The 12,598-nt window shown below is 65.2% G+C and carries 14 protein-coding genes; 7 read left to right on the top strand and 7 right to left on the bottom strand.

Annotated elements, in window-relative coordinates; genetic code table 11:
- The 6 genes from B3T59_RS20025 to B3T59_RS20000 form a co-directional block, all read right to left on the bottom strand.
- Window positions 1-351: TCP-1/cpn60 chaperonin family protein (locus tag B3T59_RS20025; protein WP_287004947.1), on the bottom strand; the 351-nt coding region annotated here is incomplete at its 3' end.
- Window positions 352-465: 114 nt separating this feature from the next.
- The gene (locus B3T59_RS20020) at window positions 466-1,710 is read right to left on the bottom strand and encodes an alkaline phosphatase family protein (RefSeq protein WP_231894727.1); all 1,245 of its coding nucleotides are present in this window, start codon (window positions 1,708-1,710) and stop codon (window positions 466-468) included.
- Window positions 1,711-1,796: 86 nt separating this feature from the next.
- Window positions 1,797-2,453: a GntR family transcriptional regulator gene (locus tag B3T59_RS20015; protein WP_064862301.1), complete on the bottom strand. Its 657-nt coding sequence runs from the start codon at window positions 2,451-2,453 to the stop codon at window positions 1,797-1,799.
- 13 nt (window positions 2,454-2,466) lie between these two features.
- Window positions 2,467-3,510 (bottom strand): isopenicillin N synthase family dioxygenase, encoded by a 1,044-nt coding sequence (locus tag B3T59_RS20010; RefSeq protein WP_287004946.1) that lies wholly within the window; start codon window positions 3,508-3,510, stop codon window positions 2,467-2,469.
- Window positions 3,511-3,559: 49 nt separating this feature from the next.
- Window positions 3,560-4,309, bottom strand: coding sequence for an ABC transporter permease (locus B3T59_RS20005; protein WP_376782675.1), 750 nt, complete (start codon window positions 4,307-4,309; stop codon window positions 3,560-3,562).
- A gap of 146 nt (window positions 4,310-4,455) precedes the next feature.
- Window positions 4,456-5,232: an ABC transporter ATP-binding protein gene (locus tag B3T59_RS20000; protein WP_251722205.1), complete on the bottom strand. Its 777-nt coding sequence runs from the start codon at window positions 5,230-5,232 to the stop codon at window positions 4,456-4,458.
- A 327-nt stretch (window positions 5,233-5,559) separates the two neighbouring features.
- Between B3T59_RS20000 and B3T59_RS19995 the strand changes: the two genes are divergently transcribed.
- The 6 genes from B3T59_RS19995 (at window position 5,560) to B3T59_RS19970 (ending at window position 10,690) form a co-directional block, all read left to right on the top strand.
- Window positions 5,560-6,762, top strand: a complete 1,203-nt coding sequence (locus tag B3T59_RS19995) for a nitrate ABC transporter substrate-binding protein (RefSeq protein WP_251722203.1) — start codon at window positions 5,560-5,562, stop codon at window positions 6,760-6,762.
- 91 nt (window positions 6,763-6,853) lie between these two features.
- Complete coding sequence (locus B3T59_RS19990) at window positions 6,854-7,489, top strand: DUF4178 domain-containing protein (RefSeq protein WP_287004944.1); 636 nt, start codon at window positions 6,854-6,856, stop codon at window positions 7,487-7,489.
- A complete protein-coding gene (locus B3T59_RS19985) occupies window positions 7,486-8,013 on the top strand; it encodes a DUF2617 family protein (protein WP_005204829.1) in 528 nt (175 codons plus the stop codon). Before B3T59_RS19990 ends, B3T59_RS19985 begins: the two co-directional genes overlap by 4 nt.
- Window positions 8,010-8,594 carry a DUF4247 domain-containing protein gene (locus B3T59_RS19980; protein WP_287004943.1) on the top strand — a complete coding sequence of 195 codons (585 nt, stop codon included), beginning with the start codon at window positions 8,010-8,012 and terminating at the stop codon, window positions 8,592-8,594. The genes B3T59_RS19985 and B3T59_RS19980 overlap by 4 nt, the downstream gene beginning before the upstream one ends.
- An 84-nt stretch (window positions 8,595-8,678) precedes the next feature.
- Window positions 8,679-9,110: a DUF350 domain-containing protein gene (locus tag B3T59_RS19975; protein ID WP_287004942.1), complete on the top strand. Its 432-nt coding sequence runs from the start codon at window positions 8,679-8,681 to the stop codon at window positions 9,108-9,110.
- Complete coding sequence (locus B3T59_RS19970) at window positions 9,107-10,690, top strand: polyamine aminopropyltransferase (RefSeq protein ID WP_287004941.1); 1,584 nt, start codon at window positions 9,107-9,109, stop codon at window positions 10,688-10,690. The genes B3T59_RS19975 and B3T59_RS19970 overlap by 4 nt, the downstream gene beginning before the upstream one ends.
- 13 nt (window positions 10,691-10,703) lie before the next feature.
- On the opposite strand, the gene B3T59_RS19965 is transcribed toward B3T59_RS19970, so the two are convergent.
- Complete coding sequence (locus tag B3T59_RS19965; protein WP_287004940.1) at window positions 10,704-11,552, bottom strand: SDR family oxidoreductase; 849 nt, start codon at window positions 11,550-11,552, stop codon at window positions 10,704-10,706.
- A 500-nt stretch (window positions 11,553-12,052) separates the two neighbouring features.
- On the opposite strand from B3T59_RS19965, the gene B3T59_RS19960 reads away from it, so the two are divergent.
- A partial coding sequence (locus B3T59_RS19960) for a helix-turn-helix domain-containing protein (RefSeq protein ID WP_287004939.1) occupies window positions 12,053-12,598 on the top strand: 546 nt, incomplete at its 3' end.

The following is a 12,598-nucleotide window of genomic DNA, read 5'->3' as shown; positions in this document are numbered from 1 at the left end:
GCGCTTGAGGCCCATCGGGTTGGCGCCTGCGGCCACGTTGCGCAGACCCTCGCGCACGAGTGCCTGAGCCAGAACGGTTGCGGTGGTGGTGCCGTCGCCAGCGACGTCGTCAGTCTTCTTGGCGACCTCCTTGACGAGCTCGGCACCGATCTTCTCGTAGGGGTCCTCGAGCTCGATCTCCTTGGCGATGGACACACCATCGTTGGTGATCGTGGGGGCGCCCCACTTCTTCTCCAGAACGACGTTGCGACCCTTGGGTCCCAACGTCACCTTGACTGCGTCGGCGAGGGTGTTGAGACCCCGCTCGAGGCCGCGACGGGCCTCTTCATCGAACGCGATTTGCTTGGCCATGGGTAAGTGATCCTCCGATAGGGGGTGACACTAGGTTTGTATGGCCGGACTCGGTGCCCGCGACGGACGACCGGTGTGTCATTCGGTACCGATCTCACCGTCCCGACCTAGCACTCACGATCCGTGAGTGCCAACGTCCGTTTTAGCACTCGACCCCGGTGAGTGCAAGGTCGACGGTGAGCCGGCGCTCGAGGAGTGGTTCGCGGAATCGTTGCCGATCAGCAGCGGCACGAGCAGTTCGTCGGCAGTCCAGCCCCCGTGGTGTCCGAGCATGCGCGACTCCCCCGGCTCGGCGGCCGGTCGGGTGAGCACCGTGCGGTCTTTCGCCACGACGACGAGGTCGCCGATGCGCGCAGCCGCGTGATCGGTGGCGCGGGGTCCGTACCAGTGTTCGGCGAGAACCTGTTCGCGTGGCGCGATGTGCGCGTCGTCGCCCAGAAGATCGCGCCAGGTATCCGCGACGTCGTCGACGGCCCCGTCGATCGCGTAGACCTGCCGCACCCGCGCCTCGCCCGCTACTCGTGCGACGCCCGACGACAACGCGGGCTCGGCGTCGAGGTCGATTGTCTTTCCCGCGCGCAGCATCCCGTGATCGCCGGTCACGACGAGCCTGGCGTCGGACGGAAGGTCGGCGAGGATGTCGGCAACGAGGGAGTCGACGGTGCGCAGTGCGTCGCACCAGGGGTCGGAGCCGGGACCGTAGATGTGACCGGCGGTGTCGAGGTCGGCGAGGTAGGCGTAGACCACTCGCGGCCGGTGTGAGCGGGGCAGCGTCCGGGTCAGCGCGGTGGTAATGCCCGCGCGAATCTCGGCCGGGGCCTTGGCGGGCAGGTGCCTGCCTGCGGTACCGGAGGCGACGGTGGTGAAGCCCGTGTCCTTGAACTCGCCGGGCATCACCTGAAATACGCGTATCCCCGACCGCTCGAGCGCCCCGATCACGCCCTCACCCGAACACAGCGTGGTGGGCGGATAGACGTCGTAGGCAGAGGGGCCGTCGGCGCTGTCGAGTGTCCAGCGCAGCATGTTCAGCGTGCGGGCCGGTCCGTGGCTGCGCGCCGCGTCGTCCGGCACGAAGCTGTAGCCGATGATCCCGTGCCCGCTTGCTGGTTCGCCGCGCATCAGGCTGGTGATCGACGTCGCCGTTGTCGACGGGAAGCCCGCGCGCAGCACGGTGCCACCCAATCCGGTGAGTGTCGGTGCGAGGTGTGCGTGGGCGGCGAGCTGTCGTTCACCGAGGCCGTCGACGAGCAGGAGCACCACCGACGCCGCGTCGAGTTCGGGAAGGCGAGTGCGCTCGCTCGCTCCCGGCTCATCACCGCTGACAGGGTCGACGCCGAGGCACCGCCCGATCCACGGCATCACGTCGGCGAGCGTGTCGGGATACGCGCTCCACCGGCTCGGCGGCAGCTCGGTGAGCTCGCCCGTCCCCGTCGCGCCCGTCCCCGTCACGATCTGAGCAACCGAACCAAGACCCCGGCGGCGTGTGCCTGCGCCGCGGTCTGCGCTCCCGCGGCGTCGCCCGCCTCCAGCGCGCTGACGATTCGATGGTGCTCGGCCACCGCGAGACGTCGGTTCACGTCGTGCTGCCACATGTCGGAGCGGTAGAGGTGCGACTGGGTGTCGAGTTTGAACAACGCGTCGCACAGCGGTTTGTTGCCCGACAAGGACCGCACCGCGGTGTGGAAGTCGAGGTCGAGCTGAGAGTCGCGATGGTGATCTGCTGCCTCGGCGAGCAGGGACTCCTGGGTGCGCACCTGCTCCCACAGGTCGTCGATCTCGGCGTAGGTGACCCGTTCGACGGCCTGCCGGGCAGCGAGACCGTCGAGCACCTCGCGGACCTCGAAGACGTGGCGCAGACTCGTCTCGTCGAGCGCGGCCACCTTGGCGCCGACCCGCGGGGTGTATTCGGCAAGACCTTCGACGACGAGCTGCTGCACCGCCTCGCGGACTGGGCTGCGCGACACCTCCAGACGCGCGGCGAGGCCCGGCACGCTCAGTGGGGTGCCCGGGGCCATCTGACCGGCGAAGATCTCGTCGCGCAGTCGGCGCACCACAGACTGAGTCAGCAATGCGCCCTCACCGCCTCCAACCGTCACGGTCATCGAGCGTAACGCCCTACCGCGCCGCGCGCGCCGACGTCAGACGCTGCGCCTCCCGGTCGACGGCCTTGGGCGCCACCCCCTGCTTCATTCCGGCCAGCTTGGCGTTGATGTTGTCGGCGACGGTGATCGGCGGGTATCCGGGCTGGTCTGTGCGCGAGCAGCCGGGCAGTGTTTCGATGACGGCGTCGAAGTTGCCGTCGAAGAAGAAGGCCGCGGAACGTCGTCGGATGATCTTCCCGTCGACGACGGGCGGATCGACCCGATGAATGGTCGACATCCAGCGATCGTTGGTCCAGCGGGCCATCGCGTCGCCGAGGTTCACGATGAGCGCGCCGGGCTCGGGCTGTACGTCGTGCCAGGTGCCGTCCCTATCGAGCACCTGCAATCCCGGCACACGGTCGGCCCACAACACGGTGAGGATGCCGAAGTCGGTGTGGGCGCCCATTCCCGTCAACTCGCCCGCGAGTTCGATCTCACCTTCCGGCAGCGTGTAGTTGTTCATCTTCAACGCATCGATCGAGTGATCGGTGAGCGCGTCGAAGTAACCGTCCGGAAGTCCGAGTGCTTCGGTGAAGGCGCGCAACAGGATTCGCGAGACATCACGCGCCTGTGCGAACCATTCCTCGACGGCCGGGCGGAAGCTCGCCACCGCGTCGTCGGGCCAGGTGTTGTCTGGATAGCTGGACTCGGGAAGATCTGTTGCGGCATACCAGGATTGCTCAGACCCGACTGTGAACGCCTCGTAGAAGTCGTTCATCTGGTTCGCCGCTGCCACACCGAGGCTCATGCTCAGCGACTCACTCTTGGGCGGACTGTAGCCACGGTTGGCACCCGGCCGCGTGTAGTTCTTCTTCACGTCGAGCGGGAGTGCATAGAACGCATCGAGGGCTTCGGTGAGACCGTCGACGACGCCCTGGGAGATCCCGTGTCCGACGATTTGCATGAATCCGACGGTGGCAGAGGCTTCGTCGAGTTGACGCGCAACCCGTGCTCGTTGTTCGGGCGTGCTCTGCGGGTCGGCGTAGGGCGAGATGTCGATGATGGGGACGGTGAACATGTCTGGGTTTCCTTCTTCGGGTGGCGATTGGCGGGCTACGAGTGGGCGGTCAGCGGCGGCGGGCGACGGCGGCGTTGAGCATGCTGAACACCGCGAAGACGGCGATGCCGAACAGTGACGCGAGCACGATGGCCGCGATGAGATCGTCGGACTGCAGACGCGCGCGGTAGACGTCGAGCAGCGTACCGATCCCCGGTTCGCCTTTCGCGAAGAACATGTCGCCGATGATCGCACCGACAACCACGAGCCCCGACGCCGTGCGGAATCCGGTCATCATCGCCGGAAGTGCTGCGGGGAACTCGAGTTTCAGCAACCGCTGGGTGCGCGAGGCCTTCGACAGCGTGAACAACTCGTGCATGCCACGGTCGACGGAGGTGAGTCCGAAGTGGGTGTTGGCGATGATCGGGAAGATGGCGATGATCACACACACTATGGTGCGGGCCACCATGCCGTACCCGAACCACAGACCGATCAACGGGACGATCGCGAGAACCGGGATCACCTGCAGCACAACGGCCCACGGGTAGATCGCCCGTTCCATCAGCGAGCCGCGACTCATCAACACACCGATGGCGATCCCGATGACGGCGGCGAACAGGAAGCCGACGAGACTCACCTTCGCGGTGACCCAGAGCGCGTCGAGCATGGGGTTGACGTGAGCCTTGTCGAGCAGCGAGTTGGTCAACACCTCGTGCGGCGGCGGAAGAAGGAATCGCCGTTGCGGAGAGAGGATCACCATGCTGACCAGGTACCAGAGCCCGATCGCCGTGGCGAGCGACACCGCGGGAGGTACGACCATGCGCACTACCGTGCGCACTCGAGATCTCGCCGACGACGCTGCGCCGCCACCTGATGCGTCTCCCGAGGTCGAGGCGGCAGGCGCCGCTGCTGCGACAGCGGTGCTCGACGTCGAATCATGTGTCATTGCAGTCGTTGTGATGGTCATCAGGCACCTCGGAGTGTTTCGGAGATCGCGGCGACGTACGACGTGAAAGCCGGGTCGAAGCGGATGTCGGGTTGACGGGGATAGGGCAGGTCGATGCGGATGTCGGCAGCGATCCGGCCCGGTCGGGCAGACATCACGATCACGCGGTTGGCGAGGAACACAGCCTCGGGCATCGAGTGGGTGATGAACAGCGCGGTGAATCCCCTATCGCCGTAGAGCCGCAACAGTTCTGCCTGCATGTCGAGGCGCGTCATCTCGTCGAGCGCGCCGAACGGCTCGTCGAGCAACATCACCTCTGGTTCCTTGGTGAGCATGCGCGCCAACGAGACTCGCATCTTCATGCCACCCGAGAGCGTGCGCGGAAGCTGCTTCTCGAAGCCGGCAAGGCCTACGGCGTCGATCGCCGCGGCGGCACGTGCCCGACGCTCCGAGCGTGGCTCGCGCGCGATCTCGGCACACAGTTCGACGTTGGCCTGCACGGAACGCCACGGCAGCAGTGTCGGCTCCTGGAAGATCACACCGACCGAATCGGTGGCCAGTGCGACGCTTCCGGTGGTCGGCGCCTCCAGACCCGCAGCCATGCGCAGGAGCGTCGATTTGCCGCAGCCGGAGGGTCCGACGATCGCGACGAAGTCGCCACGGGCGATGTCGAGGTCGACGCAGGCGAGAGCGATTGTGCCGGAGTCGAACTGCTTCGATACGCCCGACGCCGAGATCATCACACCCTTGGTGAGATGCCTCGCGTCAGCGTCGTTGACGGTGTCGATCAGGTTCATGGGTACATCCATCAGAGCCACGGCACATGAGAGCGCCTACATGTAAGAGTCGGACTTAATTCGTTTTCTGATTGTTGGTTACATGCATTGCGGGCACGTGACCTGACGTAAACAGTATGTGACAGAAGCCTGGGACTTGACCCCGTCTACGCAGGTAAAGTACCGCCAAAGTGCATGTCAGACGCGTTTTTCGACACGAGATCCGCTCATCGGCGCTACATGCAGCGGACTCGCGGGTTTCGCCGCGGGCCCCTACATTTACATGTAACCCACTCCAGGGACCGGCGACGTCGGTCTCGTTCACCCTTCCGCAAGAGGAGCTCCACCGTGTCCACAGATTCGTCGTCTCACGTCACCTCGCGACGTCGCAGACTGTCAGTACGCGCAGCAGTCGTCGCGGCAACCGCCTCCGCCTGTGTCGCCGCGCTCGCCGGGTGTACCGACTCGTCGTCGACGTCGTCGGGTTCAGCGCAGTCGCTGCCACCCGCACCCGCCGAGTACAACCTCGCATCCGTGTGCCCGAAAAACGTTGTGGTGCAACTGCAGTGGCAGCCACAGTCGGATATGGCGGGCGTGATCGGACTGATGGGTCCCGGCTACACCGTCGACGCGAACCAGAAGTCGGCCACCGGCCCGCTCGCGTACGACGGCAAAGACACCGGCGTCGACATCACCCTGCGAGCGGGAGGCCCCGCGATCGGCTTCCAGTCGGTTCCCTCGGTGATGCACGCCGACGACAACATCGACCTCGGGCTCGTCCACGGCGACCAGCTCGTCTCGGCTGCGGCGAAGCAGCGGGTCGTCGCACTCACCCCGTTGCTGCAGTACAACCCGTCGATCCTGATGTGGGATCCGGAGAAGCACCCCGACTGGCGCACCATCGCCGACATCGGCAAGTCCGACGCGACCGTCGTCGTCTCGAAGGAGCAGGTCTTTCCGCAGTGGCTGGTGGCCAAGGGGCTACTGAAGCAGAGCCAGCTCGACACCGGATACGACGGCGCGCCAGCGCGATTCGTCGGCGACCCCTCGATCGCGCAGCAGGGGTTCGTGAACTCCGAGCCCTACACCTACGAGCATGAGACACCGTCGTGGGACAAGCCCGTCGCCTACGCGATGGTCCGCGACGCCGGCTACGACGTCTACGCGTCGAACGTGAGTGTGCGGCCCGACAAGATGGAGAAGCTCTCGCCCTGCTTGGAGAAGCTGGTCCCGATGATCCAGCAGACCGGGAAGAACTACGTGAACTCACCCGATGCGATCAACAAGACCATCACCGATTGGGTCTCGCAGGACGTCTCGTTCAGTCCGTACAGCGCGGGCGAGGCGTCGTATTCGGCCAAGATCCTCAAGGAGAAGGGCGTGATCGGCCCGGACGCCGCGGGCGTGTGGGGCGGCATCGACATGGCCAAGGCGCAGGAGTCGATCAATCAGCTGATCCCGGTGCTGAACAAGACCGGATCTGATCTACCCGCGCAGATCCCCGCGACCGACCTCTACTCGACCCGGTTCATCGACACGAAGATTCAGTAGAGCCGGGGTTCAGCGGGTCCGGCTGGACGTCATTCGGGGCACCGACACTCGGTGCCCCGAATGTCCGGACCGACCCACTATCCTCTGACCAATGGAATTCCTGCTGATCATCGTCATCGCTCTGTTGGCGATCATCGTCGTCGTGCTCGTCTTCAACGTCTTGACCAAACGCAAGCGCGAGCAGGCCGAGCGGGACGGGTTGTATTCGCGCACGTACCAGCCGCGCGACCCCTTCTCGAGCGCAGACGACGACGCCGTCCGCGGCGATCCTCGCCAGCTCAAGCCGGGCGACCTCGTCGAGATCCGCGGAGAGACGTTTGCGGTCCGTGGCACGCTGAAGCTCTCGCAGGACGGCTTCTCGTGGGCAGAGAACTTCCTCGACACCGGCCTCGGTCGGAAGGCCTGGATCTCGGTCGAGGACGATCCGGACCTCGAGGTGGTCCTCTGGCAGGAACTCAGCGGCGTGACCCTGACCCCCGGACCGGCATACGTCGACCTCGAAGGTCGGCGCTACACCAACGACGAGGCCGGTTCGGCGCAGTTCACGTCGTTCGGAACGACGGGCCTCGCCCAGGTCGGTCGGATGCGCTACCACGATTACGCTGCGGGTAACGACCGACTGTCCTTCGAGGACTACGGCAGTGGTTGGGAATGCGCACGCGGCGAGGTGCTCGCCCATTCGGAGTACCGCATCTATCCGTCGAATCCCGGCCCGGGGCAGCGGTGAGCCCGTTCACCGACCTCGACGTCGCGTTCTCCGACACTCGGGCCGGTCAGCTCGGTTTCTCGCTGACCGCGTCCCAGCGTGAGCCGCTCGCTACGGCAGATCACACCATCGGGTCGCTGACGTTCTCCATCCGGCTGCTCGGTGCCAGCCACCAGATCGTCATCACCGACGACGCGCACGAGCTGTGCGAGACGGTCGCCTGCCTCCCCGACATCACCACCGCACTGCCGGACAGCTTCCAGGCCGACGGCTACGTGTTCTCCTCGCGCGTCATCGAGTGCAGCTCCGATGCGATGGCCGAGATGCTCGAACAGATCGAGTCCGAGGTCGATGGACATGCGCGCGCCGGGCTGCCGGCGTTACTCGGACGATTCCCCGGCAACGAGCTCGCGGTGACTGCGGTGACCGCCGACATCGACGACGACGCGCTCATCTGGCGCACGTGGCACACGTATCCGCAGGCAGGCGAGGTGGTTCTGACGTCGAGCCGACTCGAGCGCGGGACGCTGGCGGTGCGCTCATGACGTATCCGCCGGGAGGCTTCTTGGGGCCGGGCGGCCCGAATGGCCCCGACCCCAACGGTCAACGACCACCCGGCTCCGGAAACACCGACCCTGCCCGACGGCTCCGTTTCGCTCGCAACTTCATCATCGCGTTGATTGTGCTGGTCGCGGCGGTAGTGCTCGGCTCGTACGCGGTCAGCGCGCTTCGAGGAGCCGCGACAGGGGACGCGCGCGCCTACGTGACGTCGCACTACCAGCGGGACAGTTCGCTCGACGAGTCCGACGTCGACGCGTACGTCGCCGATGGCGACCCGTCGACAGTGGCCGCGCAACTCACCTCCGCGCAGAATCCCACCGACCAGCGCGCGGGCGACTCCGCGAACGCGGGCAACGTGGCAGATACACAGTTTCTGCAGTACCCGGGCTACCTCATCGGCCTTTTCCCTTATGCCACAGGCAAAACCAAGGTGATGGTCAGCCGCGACTACCGATCCGGGTACAACCACTATCACAGCTACGTCGGCGGCTATTGGGTCCCGACACCCGACTTCTCGGGATCGGGAAGCTCCAACCGCGGCGGTGGCAGTGGAACCGGAAAGTAAGGCGCACAAACACAGAGCGGGATGCACGTTCTGCCCGCACACAGCAGTCCGATCAGAGCAAGCATGAGACACGGGAGTACACACATGATCTCGGCCCACGCGATCCTCACCAACACCTACTACGCCGCCGCCTACGCAGGTGTCGGGGTGTTGCTGATGCTGATCTCCTTCGCTGTCATCGACGCTCTGACGCCGGGCAACCTGCGTCATCAGCTGTGGATCGACCGGAACCGTAATGCGGGAATCCTCGTCGGCTCCAATCTGATTGCGGTCGCGATCATCGTCACCGCTGCGATTGCGGCGAGCGAGGGGCGCCTCGCGGTCGGGTTGACGTACACCGTCATCTACACACTGATCGGTCTCGCCGTGATGTGCGCGACGTTCTTCATCATCGACCTGTTCACTCCGGGCAAGCTCGGCGAGATCGTCATCGGGACGGAAAGCCATCCCGCGGTGTGGGTCCACGGCATCTCACACGTCGGCATCGCAGTGATCGTCGCCGCCGCAATTCTGTGACTCTCCTGGCCGACGACGTCGCACCTCGATCACGGTTCGCCCGTGTCGGATTGCTCGCGGTCGTATTCGTCTGCGCGGCATGCGGTCTCGTGTACGAGCTGGCGCTGGTGTCGCTCGGCTCGTACCTGATCGGCAACACCGCGACACAGGCATCGATCGTGCTGGCGGTCATGGTCTTCGCGATGGGCGTCGGCTCGCTCGCGGCCAAACCCCTGCAGCGGCATGCGGTCACAGCGTTCGCAGCCATCGAACTCACCCTGGCACTGCTTGGCGGACTGTCGGTCTTGGCGCTGTACGCGGCGTTCGCGTATCTCTCGCTGTACACCCAGGCACTTGTGGTGGTCGCCTTCGTGTTGGGTCTGCTGATCGGCGCGGAGATCCCGCTGCTGATGGTGCTATTGCAGCGTATTCGCAAGCAGGAGGCAGGTTCTGCGGTCGCCGACCTGTTCGCCGCCGACTACATCGGAGCACTCATCGGCGGGCTGTGCTTCCCGTTCGTACTGCTGCCCGTGTTCGGACAGTTGCGCGGCGCGATCGTCGTCGGCCTCGTCAACGCCATCGCCGGCTGCTTCCTGGTCTTCGTGATGTTTCGGAAGTCGCTGACGCGCACCGGGTTCGCTGTGCTGAGTGTGGCCGCTGTCGCGGTGATCGCGGTACTGGTTGCCGCGCTGGTCTATGCCGACCGTTTTGAGGTGACCGCTCGTCAGGCGATGTATCGAGACCCGATCGTCGCAGCAGAACGTACGCAGTATCAGGACATCGTGATCACGGAGCGACGCATCGGCTCCGGGCGCGATACGCGGATGTATCTGAACGGGGACCTGCAGTTCGCATCGAGCGACGAGTACCGCTATCACGAAGCACTCGTCCACCCCGCGATGGCCGACGCGGTGGCCCGCAGCAGCGTTGGCGGGTCGACGCCTGCGTCGGTACTCGTCCTCGGTGGCGGCGACGGCCTCGCCCTACGAGAAGTGTTGCGCTACCCCGGTGTTCGGCCGACGCTCGTCGAACTCGATCCCGCGATGATTCACCTCGCACGCACTGATTCCCGAATGCTCGAGTTGAACCGCAACTCCATGAACGATCCGCGCGCGAACATCGTCACCGCCGACGCCTTCACATGGTTGCGACAGCAGCACGAGCGGTACGACGTGATCATCGTCGACATGCCCGACGCAGACGAATCAGCAACGGCCAAGCTGTATTCGACCGAGTTCTACTCACTCGTGAAGGCCCACTCCGCACCGGGCGGGCGGATCGTCGTGCAGTCCGGCTCACCGTACTTCGCGCCGAAGTCGTACTGGTGCATCGGGTCGACGCTGCGTTCTGCCGGACTCGCCGTGACGCCGTACCACGTCGACGTCCCGTCGTTCGGCGACTGGGGATTCTTTCTCGCCGATGAGGGCACGCCCCCGAAGCTCCACCTGCGCGCTCCGGGGCCGATGCGCTTCCTCAGCGAAGCCGAACTGTCTGCGGCCGCGGTGTTCCCACTCGACCGACAGCCACTCGAGATGCCACCGTCGACCCTCATGGACCCGCGGATCCTGCGCTACGCCCAGGGCGAGTGGGCCACCTACTGATCCGGGAGAACGGCTACCGCGGGTCGACGAAGATGTCGTACTCGATCGGGTCCTGCCCGCCGTAGATCGAGAAGTCGGTGACACCGTCCTCAGCCAGTACCTCGACGTCGAGGTAGCACCGGCCGGTCTGCGTGGAGTCCTTGGAGAGCACGGCGACAGCGGCGTCGGCCATGATCTGCGGCGATCGGGAGTGCGCGACGGCTTCGTCACCACCGAGCAGGTTGCGGACCGCGGCGGTTGCGATGGTCGATTCCGGCCACAGGCAGTTGCTCGCAACGGCGGCGTCGGCATATTCGGCGGCGAAACCCATTGCCGCAAGCGTCATTCCGTACTTGGCAAGCATGTAGCCGGGGTGCTTGCCGAGCCACGCTGCGCTCATGTTGAGCGGCGGCGACAGCGTGAGCACGTGCGCATTCGGCGACTTTCGCAGGTACGGAAGACACTTCTGGGTGAGCAGGAAGGTCCCTCGGACGTTGACCTGCTGCATGAGATCGAACCGGCTTATCGGCAGTTCTTCTGTCGGCGTCAGGTTCAACACGCTCGCGTTGTTGATGCAGATGTCGACGCCGCCGTAGGTATCGACCGCTGTCTGGACAGCACGCGCGACGTCGTCTTCATTGCGCACATCGCGTACAACGCCCGTCGCCTTGCCGCCCGCCGCCTCGATCTCCTCGACGGCCGTGTGGATGGTGCCGGGCAGCTTCGGGTGCGGTGCGTCGGTCTTGGCCAGCAGCACGATGTTGGCTCCTCGAGCGCCGAGCGCGGTCGCAATCGCAAGCCCGATCCCGCGGCTACCGCCTGAAATGACGGCGGTGCGTCCCTCGAATGTCCGATCGGATGTTGACGACGTTCCTGTGGCCACCGTGGCCCCTCTCCTGTGAGTCGATTCCGTGGCATCGTTTTGGCCAGCGCCGACTGCGCACCGCCATCGGTGCGCTGCCCACTACGAAATCAGTTGTGCGCCTGACTCAATCGGTCACATGAAGGTGCGGATGTGTGTCGGGGCGCTCTTGAGAGCAGAGTTGCACATCCACACCACGAGGTCAAGACCGAGCGATCGGTCGGGAGGTCGCAAGGGCCCAGTCGACGGTCTACAGCGCACAGTCGACGGTCCCGAGCGCACAGTCGACGGGCGGGTTCAAGGGAACGTGGCAACACTCTGAGTGATTGGGGTGTGTGATGCGGGTGTTGAGGCGTGGTCAGTCGATGCCGCCGTTGGCAGTGTGGGAGTTTTGGCAGGCGCGGCGGGAGGGTATGCCCACGGCGCTGGCCGCGCGACGCGCGGGGTTCTCTTCTCGGTTGGGTTACCGGTTGGTGGCCAAACATGGAGGAGTGATCCCTCGAGTTGCCCGGCCGAGCGTAGTGGATGAACAGGGGCCTGGTCCGCAGTCACGGTATTTGTCGGCGCAGGAGCGTGATCTGGTCGCGCACAAGACCGCTGCGGGTCTTGGGGTCCGCGAGATCGCGCGTGATCTGCAGCGTTCCCCGTCGACGATCAGTCGTGAGTTGCGGCGTAACCGGGCTGTGCACCGCCCGTATGGGGCGGCCTACGCCCATCGCAGCGCGCAGCGTCGGCGGGCGCGTCCGAAGTTGCGCAAGCTGGAGGACAATGATCGGTTACGCGCGTATGTGTGGGACAAACTCAGTGGTGACGAGTACTGGTCGCCGCAACAGATCAGCGCTCGGCTGGTGCGTGATTTCCCGGAGGATGAGGGCATGCGCATCAGTCATGAAGCGATCTATCAGGCTTTGTATGTGTTCCCGCGTGGGGAGATGAAAAAGCAGGTCAAGGCGTCGTTGAGGTCGGGTCGGGCAGCGCGTAAACCGCGTACCGCGTCCACGACGGGCCCCAGTATCGTGCCGCGGGAGTTGCTGATCGCTCATCGTCCCCCCGAGGTGGGTGATCGT

This window comes from Gordonia sp. UBA7860 (assembly GCF_002500165.1).
GTDB lineage: Bacteria > Actinomycetota > Actinomycetes > Mycobacteriales > Mycobacteriaceae > Gordonia > Gordonia sputi.
This window is presented reverse-complemented; position numbering and strand designations above follow the sequence as displayed.